This is a genomic window from Streptomyces sp. NPDC020845, from assembly GCF_044334165.1.
Taxonomy (GTDB): domain Bacteria; phylum Actinomycetota; class Actinomycetes; order Streptomycetales; family Streptomycetaceae; genus Streptomyces.
Genome location: NZ_JBIRSJ010000022.1, coordinates 51,012 through 67,123 on the forward strand (window position 1 = coordinate 51,012; position 16,112 = coordinate 67,123).

The following is a 16,112-nucleotide window of genomic DNA, read 5'->3' on the forward strand; positions in this document are numbered from 1 at the left end:
GGAGCAACATATGAGTGACCACTCCGTCAACGAAGCCACCGAGACCTTCGTCGGCTACCGCAACCTGCTCTTCACCGTCGCCTACGAGATGCTCGGTTCGGCCGCCGACGCCGAAGACGTCCTCCAGGAGACCTGGCTGCGCTGGGTCGAGGTCGACCTGGAGCAGGTGCAGGACCAGCGCGCGTATCTGGTGCGGATCACGACCCGCCAGTCGCTCAACCGGCTGCGCACCATGACGCGCCGCAAGGAGGCGTACGTCGGACCCTGGCTGCCCGAGCCGCTGTTGACCTCGCCGGACGTGGCCCGGGACGTCGAGCTCGCCGAGAGTGTGTCGATGGCGCTCATGCTTGTGCTGGAGACGCTGTCGCCGACGGAGCGCGCGGTCTTCGTGCTGCGCGAGGTCTTCGACGTCGGCTACGACGAGATCGCGGCCGCCGTCGACAAGAGCCCCGCGGCCGTGCGTCAGATCGCGCACCGCGCCCGTCGGCACGTGGATGCCCGCCGGCCTCGTACGGTGGTCTCCGCGAGCAGGACTCAGGCGGCCCTGGAGTCGTTCCAGCGGGCGCTCGCCACCGGGGACATCCAGGGTCTGCTCGACGTACTCGCCCCCGAGGTCGTCCTGATGACCGACGGCGGCGGCGTCAAGCAGGCCGCGCGGCGGCCGGTCGTCGGCGCCGACAAGGTGGCCCGTTACATCGTCGGCGGCTCGGCCGGAGTCACGCTCACCGGTGAGCCCACCGTGGTCAACGGCAGCCCGGGGCTCGTCCTGCGGGTGGACGGTGAGACGGACGGTGTCATCGCGATTCGTTTCGAGGACGACCGCATCGTCGGCCTCTACTACGTCCGCAACCCCGAGAAGCTGACCCGCGTAGGGTCCGAGACCCCGCTCACCCTGCGGTAGTCACTCGGACACGCACCGGGCGGCCCGTTCCAGCAGAAGTTGGCGTTCGCGGGCGTTGTGGGTCTGGGTGGCGGCCCGCTCGAATTCGGCGCGGGCCTCCGCGGCGCGGCCCAGGCGTTCCAGGAGGTCGCCGCGGACGCTCGGCAGCAGGTGGTAGCCCTTGAGAGCCGGTTCGTCGGCGAGGGCGTCGACCAGGGGGAGGGCGGCCGCGGGGCCCTGGGACATGGAGATGGCGACGGCGCGGTTGAGCTCGATCACGGGGGAGGGGGTCAGGGCCATCAGCCGGCCGTACAGGGTGGCGATGGTGGCCCAGTCGGTGTCCTCGTAGCGGACGGCCTGGGTGTGGCAGGCGGCGATGGCGGCCTGGAGCGAGTACGGACCGTGGCCGGCGCGGTGGAGGGCTTCGACGCCGCGGCGGATGAGGAGGCGGTTCCATTTGGCGCGGTTCTGGTCGGCGAGGAGTACGGGTTCGCCGTCGGCGCCGGTGCGAGCCGGGATACGGGAGGCCTGGAACTCCAGGAGCGCGGCGAGGCCGTGGACCTCGGGCTCCTTGGGCATCAGTCCGGCCAGGACGCGGGCCAGGCGGAGGGCGTCCTCGCACAGGGCGGGGCGGACCAGGTCGTCGCCCGCGGTGGCGGAGTAGCCCTCGTTGAAGATGAGGTAGATGACTTCGAGGACGGAGGCGAGGCGGGCGGCGCGGTCGGCGCCGTACGGGACCTCGAAGGGGACGTCGGCCTTGGCCAGCGCGCGTTTGGCGCGGACGATCCGCTGGGCGACGGTCGGCTCGGGGGCCAGGAAGGCGCGGGCGATCTCCTGGGTGGTCAGCCCGCCGAGCAGCCGCAGGGTGAGCGCGGCCCGGGCCTCGGTCGACAGCACGGGGTGGCAGGCGGTGAAGATCAGCCGCAGCAGGTCGTCGTCGATGTCCTCGGCGGGATCCTCGGAGTACTCGGGCGGGGAGGTGTCCGTGAGGGCCCGGCCGACCTCGGCCAGCTTGCGCGCGTACGTCTCCTTGCGGCGTACGAGATCGATCGCGCGGTGCTTGGCGGTGGCCATGAGCCAGGCGCCCGGCTTGTCCGGGACGCCCGACTCCGGCCACTGCTCCAGCGCGGCGACCAGAGCGTCCTGTGCGAGCTCTTCGGCGATGCCCACATCCCGCACGATGCGGGTGACACCGGCGATGATCCGCGCGGACTCGATTCTGAAGACCGTCTCGATCGCCTGCGTTGCCTGCGTCGCCTGGGTCGCCTGGGTCGCTTCCGAGCTTGCTCCCGTCACGTCCACCCATCAGAGCAGCCGCACCACAACGGGGCAAGCGCGACCGGTCAGCCCTCGGCGATCTCGCGGACCTCGGCGGTGATGGTCCAGTAGTCCTCGTGGGTCTGGAGGAACCGCTTGGTCCACTCCAGCGCCTCGGCCTTGTCCTTGGCCTGGACGATCGAGTAGCCGCCGATGACCTCCTTGCTCTCGGTGAAGGGCCCGTCGGTGTAGCTGAGCTTGCCGCCGGACCAGGTGACCCGGGTGCCCTCGGAGGTCGGGGTGAGCCCGGCGGTCTCCAGCATCACCCCGGCCTTGGTGATCTCCTCCAGCAGCGCGCCCATGCGCTCCATGAGCTCGGGGCTGGGGCCCTCGGCGGGGGCGTTCTGCTCGTCGATGCGGATCAGCGTCATGAAGCGCGGCATGGTGACTCCTTGGTTCCTTGGTTCTTTGTTTCCTGCTCTCACCCTTGCGTCGAACGGGAGTCGGCCGGATCGACAGCCCCGGCAAAAAATCTTGGAAGAGTTTTCGCCCCGTGCGGCCCCGTGCGGCCCCGCGCGCGCGGGCGCACGATGGTAGGGACGTCGGCAGGGAAGTAGGGACGTCGGCAGGGAAGAGGATGAGTACCGGTCGCCCACCACCCCGTCATCCCCTACGCCGCACCCGCCAGGCGGTGCGCGGCGGCGGGAGCGAGCGCACCGATCGGATGCTGCGGACGCTGCTGCGCCGCCGCAAGGAGCCGCTGACCATCTCGGATGTCACGGTCGTCGACCGGCCGCGGCTGCGCCGGGCGGTCGCCGCGACGGCGGTGGGCAACATGATGGAGTGGTTCGACTTCGGCGTCTACGCGTATGTCGCGGTCACCCTCGGCAAGGTCTTCTTCCCGTCGAGCTCACCGGCGACCCAGGTGGTCTCGACCTTCGCCACCTTCGCGGTCGCGTTCCTGGTGCGCCCGCTGGGCGGGCTGGTCTTCGGGCCGCTGGGGGACCGTATCGGGCGGCGGCGGGTGCTCTCGACCACCATGATCATGATGGCGATCGGCACCTTCGCGGTGGGGCTGCTGCCCAGTTACGCGTCCATCGGCTTCGCGGCCCCGCTGCTGTTGCTGGCGTGCCGGGTGGTGCAGGGGTTTTCGACCGGGGGTGAGTACGCGGGGGCGACCACGTATATCGCCGAATTCGCCCCGGACCGGCGCCGCGGCTTTCTGGGCAGCTGGCTGGACTTCGGGACGTTCGTCGGTTACTCGCTGGGGTCCGGGGTGGTCACAGTACTGACCGCCGTGCTCGGCGACCGGGGGATGGTGGACTGGGGCTGGCGGGTGCCGTTCCTGATCGCGGGGCCGCTCGGGCTGATCGGGCTGTATATGCGGCTGCGGCTGGAGGAGACCCCGGCGTTCCGGCAGGAGGCCGAGCGGGCGGCGGAGGCGGTCGGCGCCGGGCGCGGGGATGTGGACCCGGTGGAGGAGGCGCGCCAGTCCGGCAAGGGCAGGCTGAAGGAGATCTTCACCCGGCACTGGCAGGCCGTGCTGGTCTGTATGGGTCTTGTGCTGCTCTACAACGTCACCAATTACATGGTGACGTCCTACCTGCCGACGTATATGACCTCCACTCTCGGCCAGGACGCCACCACGGCGCAGGTGCTGGTGCTCGCCACCATGATCCTCGTCGCGCTGACGATCACCGTGGTGGGCCGCTCCTCCGACCGCTGGGGGCGGCGGCCGATGTTCATGGCCGGCAGTGTGGCGATGATCGCGCTCGCGATCCCGGCGGTGCTGCTGATCCAGGCGGGCGGGATTCTGATGCCCGCGGTGGGCTGTGTGATCCTCGGGCTGCTGCTGGTGATCTTCGCGGGGACCAGCGCGGCCACGCTGCCCGCGCTGTTTCCGACCCGGCTGCGCTACGGCGCGCTGTCGATCTCGTTCAATATCTCGGTGTCGCTGTTCGGCGGCACCACCCCGCTGGTCGCCTCCTGGCTGGTCGCCACGACCGGCGACAACCTGGTGCCGGCGTACTACCTGATGGCCGCGGGCCTGATCGGGCTGGTCTCCGCGCACTTCCTGCACGAGACGGCGGGCAAGCCGCTGCGTGGTTCGGGGCCCATGGTGGAGACCGTCGAGGAGGCGCGGAGGCTGGTGGCCGTGAGCCGGGCCCGGGCCGGGCGGCGGGCGCGGGATGTGTGGATCAGGCTGCGCCACCCGTGGGCGGCGCAGCGGTACCGGGACCACGACGGGGACGGGGAACGGTGACCTGGGCCGGGGGCGCGCCGGCGGCAGACGGTCATGATCAGTTCCCCACTTTCCAGAGGACTACGGCCGCGATCACCATGATCAGGAACGAGGTGGTGACCCAGGCCATCGCCCCCTTGCCCGGCTTCGTCGTCGGGTCCTGGACCCACCGGTAGTAGTCGCGGGTGATCTGGCGGCGTACCGGGGCGAGCGTGACCGGCATGATGATCATGAGGGCCGTGTACTGGTAGCACGTGCTGGCCGGCCCGTCGCCCTGGGCGAGGCTGTTCCCTCCCACCGCGATGATGCCGATGACCGGCATCCAGAGCTGCCTCGTGCGGTACTGCGGGATTTCGATGATCCACTGCATGGCGGCGAGGTTGAAGAGAGTGGCGCCTGCGGCGATCAGTATCCATGTGCTGGTGGACAGCGACTGGAACATGGAAGTCCTCCAAGCCGGTGCGTGACGCCGCGTTATATCAGCGTTGGCCTGGACTTTACGCGGAGTGACCCGAGTTGCCGTCGGCTGCCCTCTGATCGGGCTGTATATGCGGCTGCGGCTGGAGGAGACCCCGGCGTTCCGGCTGGAGGCCGAGCGGGCGGCGGAGGCGGTCGGCGCCGGGCGCGGGCCGGGCGGCGGGCGCGGGATGTGTGGATCAGGCTGCGCCACCCGTGGGCGGCGCAGCAGCACCACGACGACAGCGACCACGGTGGTGGGCGGTGAGCTTCGCCGGTTTGTCCGGCATGTGCGCGGGCGGGGTGTTCAGGCGCACGATGGAAGTACGGCATAGGAGGTACCGCCATGTTGGAAGTCAAGACGATCGAAAAGCCCGACGAGCGGCGTGACTTTCCCCGGGGCCATATCGAGGTCCTGCACCTGAGCGGTCTCGATTTCGCCGTGGGCACCTTCGAGCCCGGCTGGCGCTGGACGGAGTCCGTCAAGGAGATAGCCGGGACGGACAGCTGCGAGGTGGAGCACCGCGGGATCGTGACCCAAGGGCGGATGCGCATCCGGATGGACGACGGGGCGGAGTCCGAGGTCGGACCCGGCGATGTCTTTGTCGTCCCGCCGGGGCATGAAGCGCGGGTGGTCGGTGACGAGGCCGTCGTGTTGTACGACGTCGCCGGCGAGATGGCCACCGAGTACGCGAAGGCGAAAGGTCCGAGCTGAGTGGCGATGGGGGACAGGGGCGGCGCCGGGCGAGGCCCGGCGGCGTCCCTCGTGTTCACCCCCGGCCCAGCGCCCTGGTGAGCGTGATCTCGATCAGCACCCGGTCCGGGTTGGGGGAGGGGGTGCGCTCGTAGCGCTCGGCGTAGCGCCGCACCGCGTCGTCGATGAGTTCGGCCTCGGTACGGATCACCGCCCGGCCCTCGAGCGTCGCCCACCGCCTCCCGGCCAACTGGCAGACGGCGACAGGTGCGCCGGAGGGGCCGGCCGCCTGGATATGGGCGACCTTCCGGCTGTGCTTGTTGGCGATGACGCGAGCGATTCCGGCCGCCGGGTCGTATGTGACACCGACGGGGACCACATGCGGCGTGCCGTCGGGGCGCGGTGTGGTCAGGGTGCACACATGGCGCTCGCGCCAGAAGGCGAGGTAGTCGGGGCCGGGGTCGCGGGGGTCGAGGGCCATGGTGGTCAATCTATCGGCTGTGCTGTTCATGGTGGCCGCCGCTCCGACCTCTCGCACTCGAGCACTTGAGTGGAATAGACTCAACTTTACGGATGTTGGGCACGGCAGGGATTGAGTGCCACCAGCGCGATGAGGAGGAGCACGGGGACGTGGACGCCGAGCTGACGAACAAGAGCCGGGCGGCGGTGAGCGCCGCCAATGACCGAGCCGTCTCCGCGGGGCATGCGGACCTGACGCCCGCGCATCTGCTGCTGGCCCTGCTGCAGGGCCAGGACAACGAAAACCTGATGGATCTGCTGGCCGCCGTGGACGCCGATGCGGCCGTCGTACGGGACGGCACCGAGCGGCTGCTGGCCGGACTGGCGAGCGTGCGCGGGTCGACCGTCGCCCCGCCGCAGCCGAACCGCGAGCTGCTGGCGGTGCTCGCGGACGCCGCCGAGCGCGCCAAGGACCTGGGCGACGACTACGTCTCCACCGAGCATCTGCTGATCGGTATCGCCGCCAAGGGCGGCCGGGCCGGGGAACTGCTGGCGGAGCAGGGGGCGGGCGCCAAGAAGCTGCTCGCCGCGTTCGAGAAGGCGAGGGGCGGACAGCGGGTGACCAACGCGGACCCGGAGGGCACGTACAAGGCCCTGGAGAAGTTCGGCACCGACTTCACCGCCGCCGCGCGCGACGGCAAGCTCGACCCGGTCATCGGCCGGGACCAGGAGATCCGCCGCGTCGTACAGGTGCTGTCGCGGCGCACCAAGAACAACCCGGTGCTGATCGGCGAGCCCGGCGTCGGCAAGACGGCCGTCGTCGAGGGCCTGGCGCAGCGGATCGTCAAGGGCGATGTGCCCGAGAGCCTGCGGAACAAGCGGCTGGTGGCGCTGGACCTGGGCGCGATGGTCGCGGGCGCCAAGTACCGCGGTGAGTTCGAGGAGCGGCTGAAGACCGTCCTGGCCGAGATCAAGTCCAGCGACGGCCAGATCATCACCTTCATCGACGAGCTGCACACCGTGGTCGGCGCGGGCGCCGGCGGCGACTCGGCGATGGACGCGGGCAATATGCTCAAGCCGATGCTCGCCCGCGGCGAGCTGCGCATGGTGGGCGCCACCACGCTCGACGAGTACCGCGAGCGGATCGAGAAGGACGCCGCGCTGGAGCGCCGCTTCCAGCAGGTGCTGGTCGCCGAGCCGACCGTCGAGGACACCGTCGCCATCCTGCGCGGGCTCAAGGGCCGCTACGAGGCGCACCACAAGGTGCAGATCGCGGACGGCGCGCTGGTCGCCGCCGCGACCCTGTCCGACCGCTACATCACCTCCCGCTTCCTCCCCGACAAGGCCATCGACCTGGTCGACGAGGCGGCCTCCCGGCTGCGTATGGAGATCGACTCCTCGCCCGTCGAGATCGACGAGCTCCAGCGCTCGGTCGACCGGATGAAGATGGAGGAGATGGCGCTCGCCCGGGAGACCGACGAGGCCAGCAGGCAGCGGCTGGAGAAGCTGCGCCGCGACCTCGCCGACAAGGAGGAGGAGCTGCGCGGGCTGACCGCGCGCTGGGAGAAGGAGAAGCAGGGCCTCAACCGGGTCGGCGAGCTGAAGGAGAAGCTGGACGAGCTGCGCGGCCAGGCCGAGCGGGCCCAGCGCGACGGGGACTTCGACACCGCGTCCAAGCTGCTGTACGGGGAGATCCCGGCGCTCGAACGCGAGCTGGAGGAGGCCTCCGAGGCCGAGGCCGAGGTCCAGGAGGGCCGCGGCACGATGGTCAAGGAGGAGGTCGGCCCGGACGATGTGGCCGATGTGGTCGCGTCCTGGACCGGCATCCCCGCCGGGCGGCTGCTGGAGGGCGAGACCCAGAAGCTGCTGCGCATGGAGGACGAGCTCGGCAAGCGGCTGATCGGCCAGCTCGAGGCCGTACGGGCCGTCTCCGACGCCGTACGCCGCACCCGGGCCGGAATCGCCGACCCGGACCGGCCGACCGGATCGTTCCTCTTCCTCGGCCCGACCGGCGTCGGCAAGACCGAGCTGGCCAAGGCGCTCGCAGACTTCCTCTTCGACGACGAGCGGGCCATGGTCCGCATCGACATGAGCGAGTACGGCGAGAAGCACAGCGTCGCGCGGCTGGTCGGCGCGCCCCCCGGCTACGTCGGCTACGAGGAGGGCGGCCAGCTGACCGAGGCGGTGCGCCGCCGCCCGTACAGCGTGGTGCTGCTTGACGAGGTCGAAAAGGCCCACCCCGAGGTCTTCGACGTGCTGCTCCAGGTCCTGGACGACGGGCGGCTCACGGACGGCCAGGGCCGGACCGTGGACTTCCGGAACACCATCCTGGTCCTCACCTCCAACCTCGGCAGCCAGTACCTGGTGGACCCGCTGCTCGGCGACGAGGAGAAGAAGCAGAGCGTGCTGGAGACCGTGCGGACCTCCTTCAAGCCGGAGTTCCTGAACCGGCTGGACGACCTGGTGGTCTTCACCGCGCTCAGCGGCCCCGAGCTGGCCCGCATCGCCGAGCTCCAGATCGACCGGCTTGCCGAGCGCCTGGCCGAGCGGCAGCTGAAGCTGGATGTCACCCCGGCCGCGCTGGCCTGGCTCGCGGAGGAGGGCAACGACCCGGCGTACGGGGCGCGGCCGCTGCGCCGGCTGATCCAGACCGCGATCGGCGACCGGCTCGCCAAGGAGATCCTGGCGGGCGAGGTCAGGGACGGCGACACGGTCCGGGTGGACCGGATCGGCGACGACCTGCTGGTGGGCCCGGCGCAGTAGGGGCGAGGGAGCGGCGGATGGCCCGCGGCGGAGGTTTCGCCGCGGGCCATCCGTGTGCTCACCCCGCATGCTCACCAGCGGGCCGCCGTGGATTGGATACGGGAACAGCCCGCCCGCACTTGCACGCCGGGGGCGGGTGTGAGGGAGGATGGCGGTATCCAGACGAAGGGAAATCCACGGTGAGCATCGACCCGTCCTCGATTCCGAATTTCGGGGGCCAGCCCGAGCCGCAACCGACGGGTCCGACGGGCCCCGTGCTGCCCGACCAGGACCTGGTCAAGCAGCTGCTGGAGCAGATGGAGCTGAAGTACGTCGTCGACGAGGAAGGGGACCTCGCCGCGCCGTGGGAGCAGTTCCGCACCTACTTCATGTTCCGTGGTGAGGAGGAGCAGCAGGTCTTCTCGGTCCGGACCTTCTACGACCGGCCGCACGAGATCGACGAGAAGCCGCGACTGCTCGAAGCGATCGACGACTGGAACCGTCGCACGCTGTGGCCGAAGGTCTACAGCCACACCAACGACGACGGCACGGTCCGGCTGATCGGCGAGGCGCAGATGCTGATCGGCACCGGCGTCAGCCTGGAGCACTTTGTGTCCAGCACGGTCAGCTGGGTACGGGCCTCGATCGAATTCGACAAGTGGTTGGTCGAGCAGCTGGGCCTGGAGGCCGATATCGAGTCCGACGGCGACGACAAGCCGGACGACGACGAGGCCTGACGGCGACGAGGCCTGACGGCGAGGTGGCCTGAAGGCCTGAACCGCCCCGGCTTGATGAGGCTTGTCTACATCGGGATGCGGGCCACGGTCAGCAGATACGTCCCATAGACGAAGGAGAGCCCGGCCAGCGCGCCGCCGGTCAGCATGGCGGTGCGCGGCCGGGCTTTCGCCATCGCCACGGCCACCGGGAGCAGCAGCGGGAAGGCGGGCAGCAGGAAACGCGGCTTGGAGGCGAAGTAGTTGCTGCCGCCGAGGGTGATGGTGACCAGCACCAGCGTGTAGATCAGCAGCGAGAGCGGCGGCCGGTCGGCCGTGAGCAGCGCGAACAGCACCAGCGCGACGCCCAGGATCACCAGCGCCACGAAGTACGCGAACGACGCCTTGCTGATCAGCAGGTACCGGATGAACCGGAGGGCGTTCACCCCGAAGTCGAACCGGGACCCCCATTCGTCCTGGACGGCGAAGTAGCCGTGCCAGCTGCCGCGCCGGTAGCCCACCCAGGCCAGATAGCCGAGCCACCCCAGCGGCGAGAGCGCGGCGCCCGCCCACACCCGCCACGACGACCGCCAGGACGTACGGCGCTCCCACAGCTCGGCGGCGGCTGAGCAGCAGACCGCCGCCACGACGGCGATGCCGTTGGGCCTGGACGCCCCGGCCAGCAGGGCCAGCGTCCCCGCCCACAGCCAGCGCCGGGTCAGGACCGCGTACAGCGACCAGGCGGCCAGCGCGGTCAGCAGCGGTTCGGTGTACGCCATGGACTGCACGATCGCGTGCGGCAGCAGCCCCCACAGCACCACCAGCGCCGTGCCCACGCGCCGCCCGTGCAGCCGCTCCCCGACGGCGTAGATCCCCCAGGCCGCCACCCCCGCCGATACCCAGGCGACCACAAGCCCGGCGGTCACCGCGGTGATGGGCAGGAGGGTGGTGAGGGTCCGCATGAGCATCGGGAACAGCGGAAAGAAGGCCATGTCGCTGAAGGTGACGCCGTGCTTGGCGGGGTCCGGCGGGAGGGTGCTGTTGTAGCCGTGCCGGACGATGCCCACGTACCAGACGCTGTCCCAGGAGTAGCCGAGCAGCGTACGCGGATGCTTGCCGACCCACCCGGCCCAGACCGTCATGCACACCAGCCCGATCAGCCGGCCGGCGGCGTACAGCCCGAGCGCGGGCGCGGCCCGGCGCAGCGATGCGCACAGGCGGGTTGTGGCACTGAGCGGCGCCGGGGGCGGCGCCGGGGGCTCCGGGGCCCGTATGGGCGCGCTGGTGTCGGCGGACACGGGGCACCTCCGGAGAGGGTACACGCGGCTGTCGCGTGCCGAGCCCCGGGAATGCGGCGGGGCCCGGCACACCACGACCATGCGCGACGCCGCGCCCGCCCGCGACCGGGGTGACCCGTACGGGGGGCTGGGGCCGGCTCAGCCCGCGAGGCTCTTGAGGCGGGTCGCCGCCTCTTCGAGGACGCTCTCGCGCTTGCAGAACGCGAAGCGGACGAAGGGGGCGCCCTGGTCCTGGTGGTCGTAGAAGACGGCGTTGGGGATCGCCACGACGCCGCAGCGCTCGGGGAGGGCGCGGCAGAAGGCGAAGCCGTCGGTCTCGCCGAGGGGGCGGATATCGGTGGTGATGAAGTACGTACCGGAGGGGCGGAAGACCGTGAAGCCCGCGTCGGCGAGGCCGCCGGCCAGCAGATCGCGCTTGGCCAGCAGGTCCTCGCGGATGGTGTGGAAGTAGCTGTCGGGCAGGCGCAGCGCCTCGGCGACCGCGTACTGGAAGGGGCCGGAGGAGACGTAGGTGAGGAACTGCTTGGCGGAGCGTACGGCCGCGACCAGCTCCGCCGATCCGGTCACCCAGCCGACCTTCCATCCGGTGAAGGAGAAGGTCTTGCCCGCCGAGCTGATGGTGACGGTGCGCTCGCGCATACCGGGGAAGGAGGCGAGGGGGGTGTGCTCGGCGCCGAACACCAGGTGCTCATAGACCTCGTCCGTCACCACCAGCAGATCCCGCTCGGTGGCGAGCTGGGCGACGGCGGCCAGCTCCTCGCGGGTGAGGACGGTGCCGGTGGGGTTGTGGGGGGTGTTGAGGAGGATGAGCCGGGTGCGGTCGGTGACCGCGGCGCGCAGCTCGTCCAGGTCGAGCCGGAAGGCGTCACCGTCGGGACGAAGGGTGACCGGGACGCGGGTGCCGCCGGCCATCGCGATGCACGCCGCGTACGAGTCGTAGTACGGCTCCAGGGCGATCACCTCGTCGCCCGGCTCCAGCAGCGCGAGCAGCGATGCGGCGATGGCCTCGGTCGCGCCCGCGGTGACCAGCACCTCGCGGTCCGGGTCGTACGACAGTCCGTACCACCGCCGCTGATGCTCGGCGACGGCGGTGCGCAGCTCGGGGATGCCAGGACCCGGCGGGTACTGGTTGCCGCGGCCGTCGCGCAGCGCGCGGACCGCCGCCTCGCGCACCTCTTCGGGGCCGTCGCTGTCGGGGAAGCCCTGGCCGAGGTTGATCGAGCCGGTCTCCACGGCGAGCGCCGACATCTCCGCGAAGATCGTGGTGCCGAATTCGGCCAGGCGGCGGTTGAGCAGCGGTCGTCCCATGGGGGTCATCCTCCGCCCAACCTCTGGACTTCCTCAACTCCGCTTTGACCCCTCAGGGGCCCGGGCATCGTTCTTAACAGGTACGGACCGGTACCTCGCTACGGGGGAAACGGAAGGGAGAGTGAGGTCCGATGGCCTTCATGGTCGTGCTGATCGTGGTGGCGTTCGCCGTCGCGGCGCTGGCCGCGCTCGGCACCGCGCGGACCCGGCGGGCCAGGGCCTGGGGCACTTCCGCGTACGGCGGCAGGTCCCATGGCAGCTGGTGGGCCGGCTCCGACGGGTTCGGGGGACACAGTCACGGGGGACACGGGGGACACAGCGGAGGACATCACCACTCTTGCGGTGGCGGCGGGTCGTCGTGTGGGGGCGGCTCGTCTTGCGGCGGCGGCGGAGGTGGTGGCTGCGGAGGGGGCAGCTGACTCACGGGGGGTCGGCTTCTCCATCCGCTCCGTGCGCCCGGCGTGCCAAGGCACGCCGGGCGCACGGCTGTTGAGCGCCAGTGCCTATTGAACACATGAACTGATAGGCGCCCGCAGGGGTGGAAACCTGGCGAAGATGGGTAAAAACGATGTGGCGCGCGCTCATTCCATGATTCTGTATACCACCGACCCTACGGACCCCGCGTGAGCCCGAGTCGGCGCATCCGAACGCGCCCGGCTCACGGCGGGGCGGGCCGGCCCATCTCTTCCCCCTGCGCTGTTTGCGGAGCCGACCCATGCTCACGACCCTCAAGACTGCCTACACCGACACCCGCGCCGACGACCTCGCCTGGTCCCTGGGGCGGGAGCCGCTCCCGGCCCTGGCCGTGCTCGATCTGCGACTGCGCGAGTTCTCCGTACAGTTGAGGCTGCTCGGGGCCTCCCATCAAGTCCTCATGGAGGGCGAGGAGGGCTCCTGTTCGGAGACCGTGGCCTGTATGTCGGGGAACAGCACCCCGCTGCCGATGGGCGTCTCCACGGTCGTCGACGGCCGCGAGTACGAATTCGCGGCGCGCGTCGAGGAGCTGTCGCGCGGTTCGTTCGCGGGGCGCGCGCAGGAACTGCTCGCGCTGGTGGCGGACCATCCACACGGGCTGGCCGGCACCTTCCCCGGCAGTCCGCACGCGTTCACGGCGATGGTCGCGCAATGCCGCGAAGGGGCGCTGAGCTGGCGGACCTGGCACGCCTATCCGCAGGAGGGGCGGCTGGTCGCGACGCGTACATGGGTGGGGGCGCGGGTGGCGGCGGCGCTGTGAAGTCCCCTTCCGGTAGGGGGCTATGCACGGATGAGCGGCGGGCAATGCATCCGTGTGGGTGACGGGGCGTGGGTGATATGTAACGTAGCGTGCCCTTCGTGATCGATTCGCCGGTGCCCGCCGCCCCGAGTACCGCCCCGAGTGCCGACGGGAGTACTGCTCCGATTCCCGCCCCGGGCGCGCCGTCTCTCGCCGAGCCGGAGCGCCCGGCGCCGCTGCCCGTCCCGGCCGGGCTCGGCCGCTTCCTCGTGCTCGGCACCGTCTTCGTCTGCGCCGCCTGCGGGCTCGTCTACGAGCTCGAACTGGTCGCCCTCGCCTCCTACCTGATGGGTGATTCGGTCACCCAGGCGTCCGTCGTGCTGTCGGTCATGGTCTTCGCCATGGGCCTCGGCTCGCTGCTGGCCAAGCGGCTGCGCTGCCGCGCCGCCGTCGGCTTCGGCGCGGTCGAGGCGGTGCTCGCGCTGGTCGGCGGCTGCTCGGCGATGGCGCTGTACGCGTGCTTCGTATGGTCCGGGCAGTCGCGCGCCGCGCTCGTCGGCTTCTCGCTGGCGATCGGGGTGCTGATCGGCGCCGAGGTGCCGCTGCTGATGACCCTCATCCAGCGGGTGCGGCGGCAGGACGCGGGCGGCGCGGTCGCCGATCTGTTCGCGGCGGACTATGTGGGCGCGCTGGTCGGCGGGCTGGCGTTCCCGTTTCTGCTGCTGCCCGCGCTCGGCCAGCTGACCGGCGCGCTGGTGACCGGCGCGGTCAACGCGGTCGCGGGCGGGGCGCTGGTGCTGTGGCTGTTCCGCCGCGATCTGAGCGCGCGGGCGCGGTGGACGCTGGTCGTGACCAATGTGGTGGTGCTCGCGCTGCTGGCCGCCGCCGCGGCGCTGACCCCCGCCTTCGAGCGGGCCGCCCGGCGGGCCGTGTACGGGCCGGACATACGGGTCGCCGTACGGACCGGCGTCCAGGAGATCGTGCTGACCGGCGGCGGGGCGGACGGGCGGACGCTGTCCCTCTTCCTCGACGGCCGGCTGCGGGTCAGCGGGCGCGATGAACTCCGCTACCACGAGGCGCTGGTCCACCCCGCGATGACCGGACCGCACCGGCGCGTGCTGGTGCTGGGCGGCGGCGACGGACTCGCGGTGCGCGAGGTCCTGCGGTACGGCGGCGTCGGCTCGGTCACCGTGGTCGAAATCGACGCCGAGGTGGTGCGGTTGGCCCGCACCGACCCCGGGCTGACCGCCCTGAACGCGCACGCCTACCGCGACCCGCGGGTGCGGGTGGTCACCGCCGACGCGTTCGACTGGCTGCGCCGGGCGGACGGCGGGGGCGGTGCGTACGACTCGGCAGGCGAGCCCGCCTCGCTTACGCCCGGTGCGTACGACGTGGTGGTCTGCGATCTGCCCGACCCCGGCATCACGCCCAGCACCAAGCTCTACTCCCAGGAGTTCTACGGGCTGGTGGAGCGCGCGCTGGCGCCCGGCGGACGGCTCGCGGTGCACGCGGGAACGCTGAGTGCGCGCCCGCGGGCGTACTGGACGGTCGAGGCGACGGTGCGCTCGGTCGGCCTGCGGACCGCGCCGTACACGGTCGGCAGACAGCCGCCGGGCTCCTCCGGCGGGCCGGACCGCACCCCGGACCGCGCCCCGGGCGGGGCCGCCGCGGCGCCGCAGGACTGGGGCTTCGTCCTGGCCGGGCGCACCCCCGTACGGCTGGGCCTGCCCGGCCACGGTCCGCGCCCGCGGTCCCTCACGCCGGGCGCGCTGCGCGCGGGCGGGCGGGAGGCGGCGCGGCAGCGGGAGCCGGGGCTGCCCGCCTCGACGCTGACGCACCCCCGGTACACGCCATGACGGCACCGCACACGCCATGACGGCACCGCACACGTCATGACGGCACCGGCGCACTCGCCGTATCGCATATCGCCGGGTCGCGGGGAATTCATGGCCGCACACGGGGAAAGTCGCGCCGGAACGGGTCTCACGGGAGGCGCGATGGGTAGTGTCTTGAGCTATGGAGCATGAGGTGTTCGTTCCGCTTCCCGTCGACACCGTCCGGCTGGCGCTCACGGAGTCGGACCGCGTCGCCCGCTGCGTCCCCGGGCTCCAGCAGGACGCCGACGCGGCGGCCGGGGGTCCGCTCGCCGGGCGGCTCCGGGTGCGGATCGGCGGCTCGACCATCACCTACCGCGGCTCGCTTCGGATCGCCGAGCGCGGCGCCGGCTTCGAGGTGGCGGGCGAGGGGACGGAGGCGCGCGGCAGCGGCTCGGTGAAGCTCGCGCTGACCGTGGTGCCCAAGGCCGTGTCCGGCGGGACCGCGCTGGTCTGCTCGGGGACGGTGCGCAGCGAGGGGCGGCTGGCGGAGTTCGATGAGCAGGCGGCCGTCATGGTCGCCCGCCGGCTGCTGGACCGCTTCGGCGCGGCGCTGGCCACCGGCCTGGAGAAGGAGCCGGTCGCCACGCCCGACGATGTCGAGGACGTCGAGGACATCGATACGGCCGACGACGGGGTCGCCGTGGACGACGTCGGGGACCTCGACGACATCGACGATGTCGAGGACGTGGCCGAGGTCGGCGACCTCAGTGAGCTGAGCGAGCTCGAAGAGCTGGGCGAGCTCGACGACGAGCCCCCCGCCGAGGCCGCGCACGCGCGCCGCACCATGATCGGCCGCAGCACGGAGGAGGTCGACCACGCCCCGCCGCGCGGCCGCTACGCCCCGGTACCCGCGCCCCAGACCGTGTCCTCCGGTATCGCGCTGCGCTGGGCCGCGCCCGCCGCCGCGGTGGTCCTCGCCTCCGCGGTCGTGGTCAGCCGGGTGCTGCGCCGCAGAAAGTGACCGCCGCAGAAA

General features: G+C 71.4%; 15 protein-coding genes. 9 read left to right on the forward strand and 6 right to left on the reverse strand.

Going from position 1 to position 16,112, the window contains the following annotated elements; all coding sequences use genetic code 11:
* Positions 1–10: 10 nt before the first annotated feature.
* Positions 11–901, forward strand: coding sequence for an RNA polymerase sigma-70 factor (locus ACH4U7_RS44415; RefSeq protein WP_398533466.1), 891 nt, complete (start codon positions 11–13; stop codon positions 899–901).
* Here ACH4U7_RS44415 and ACH4U7_RS44420 read toward each other — a convergent pair whose 3' ends face one another.
* Together ACH4U7_RS44420 and ACH4U7_RS44425 are read right to left on the reverse strand one after the other, a co-directional pair.
* The gene (locus tag ACH4U7_RS44420; RefSeq protein ID WP_398533467.1) at positions 902–2,176 is read right to left on the reverse strand and encodes an RNA polymerase sigma factor; all 1,275 of its coding nucleotides are present in this window, start codon (positions 2,174–2,176) and stop codon (positions 902–904) included.
* A gap of 47 nt (positions 2,177–2,223) precedes the next feature.
* Positions 2,224–2,580: a YciI family protein gene (locus ACH4U7_RS44425; protein WP_089504702.1), complete on the reverse strand. Its 357-nt coding sequence runs from the start codon at positions 2,578–2,580 to the stop codon at positions 2,224–2,226.
* Positions 2,581–2,861: 281 nt separating this feature from the next.
* Here ACH4U7_RS44425 and proP point away from each other — a divergent pair, with 281 nt between their 5' ends.
* Positions 2,862–4,400, forward strand: coding sequence for a glycine betaine/L-proline transporter ProP (gene proP / locus ACH4U7_RS44430; protein WP_398533576.1), 1,539 nt, complete (start codon positions 2,862–2,864; stop codon positions 4,398–4,400).
* Between the two features lie 37 nt (positions 4,401–4,437).
* Here the strand turns inward: proP and ACH4U7_RS44435 are convergent, their stop codons facing one another.
* Positions 4,438–4,821: a hypothetical protein gene (locus ACH4U7_RS44435; RefSeq protein WP_398533468.1), complete on the reverse strand. Its 384-nt coding sequence runs from the start codon at positions 4,819–4,821 to the stop codon at positions 4,438–4,440.
* Positions 4,822–4,885: 64 nt separating this feature from the next.
* Between ACH4U7_RS44435 and ACH4U7_RS44440 the strand changes: the two genes are divergently transcribed.
* Positions 4,886–5,170: a hypothetical protein gene (locus ACH4U7_RS44440; RefSeq protein ID WP_398533469.1), complete on the forward strand. Its 285-nt coding sequence runs from the start codon at positions 4,886–4,888 to the stop codon at positions 5,168–5,170.
* 11 nt (positions 5,171–5,181) lie between these two features.
* Positions 5,182–5,550, forward strand: a complete 369-nt coding sequence (locus ACH4U7_RS44445) for a cupin domain-containing protein (RefSeq protein WP_398533470.1) — start codon at positions 5,182–5,184, stop codon at positions 5,548–5,550.
* Between the two features lie 55 nt (positions 5,551–5,605).
* Here ACH4U7_RS44445 and ACH4U7_RS44450 read toward each other — a convergent pair whose 3' ends face one another.
* On the reverse strand, positions 5,606–6,010 hold the full coding sequence (locus ACH4U7_RS44450; RefSeq protein WP_398533471.1) for a pyridoxamine 5'-phosphate oxidase family protein: 405 nt from the start codon (positions 6,008–6,010) through the stop codon (positions 5,606–5,608).
* 149 nt (positions 6,011–6,159) lie between these two features.
* On the opposite strand from ACH4U7_RS44450, the gene clpB reads away from it, so the two are divergent.
* Entirely contained in the window at positions 6,160–8,751 is a 2,592-nt protein-coding gene (clpB, locus tag ACH4U7_RS44455; RefSeq protein ID WP_398533472.1) for an ATP-dependent chaperone ClpB, read from the forward strand.
* Between the two features lie 179 nt (positions 8,752–8,930).
* Positions 8,931–9,467: a YbjN domain-containing protein gene (locus tag ACH4U7_RS44460; RefSeq protein WP_385629453.1), complete on the forward strand. Its 537-nt coding sequence runs from the start codon at positions 8,931–8,933 to the stop codon at positions 9,465–9,467.
* A 65-nt stretch (positions 9,468–9,532) separates the two neighbouring features.
* On the opposite strand, the gene ACH4U7_RS44465 is transcribed toward ACH4U7_RS44460, so the two are convergent.
* Both ACH4U7_RS44465 and ACH4U7_RS44470 read right to left on the reverse strand, forming a co-directional pair.
* Complete coding sequence (locus ACH4U7_RS44465) at positions 9,533–10,741, reverse strand: hypothetical protein (protein WP_398533473.1); 1,209 nt, start codon at positions 10,739–10,741, stop codon at positions 9,533–9,535.
* A gap of 138 nt (positions 10,742–10,879) precedes the next feature.
* Positions 10,880–12,058: a pyridoxal phosphate-dependent aminotransferase gene (locus ACH4U7_RS44470; RefSeq protein ID WP_398533474.1), complete on the reverse strand. Its 1,179-nt coding sequence runs from the start codon at positions 12,056–12,058 to the stop codon at positions 10,880–10,882.
* A 706-nt stretch (positions 12,059–12,764) separates the two neighbouring features.
* Here ACH4U7_RS44470 and ACH4U7_RS44475 point away from each other — a divergent pair.
* From ACH4U7_RS44475 to ACH4U7_RS44485, 3 genes are all read left to right on the forward strand, one after another.
* A complete protein-coding gene (locus tag ACH4U7_RS44475) occupies positions 12,765–13,283 on the forward strand; it encodes a DUF2617 family protein (RefSeq protein WP_385629443.1) in 519 nt (172 codons plus the stop codon).
* Positions 13,284–13,381: 98 nt separating this feature from the next.
* A complete protein-coding gene (locus ACH4U7_RS44480) occupies positions 13,382–15,118 on the forward strand; it encodes a polyamine aminopropyltransferase (RefSeq protein WP_398533475.1) in 1,737 nt (578 codons plus the stop codon).
* A gap of 160 nt (positions 15,119–15,278) precedes the next feature.
* On the forward strand, positions 15,279–16,100 hold the full coding sequence (locus ACH4U7_RS44485) for an SRPBCC domain-containing protein (RefSeq protein ID WP_398533476.1): 822 nt from the start codon (positions 15,279–15,281) through the stop codon (positions 16,098–16,100).
* The last annotated feature ends 12 nt before the right edge of the window (positions 16,101–16,112 follow it).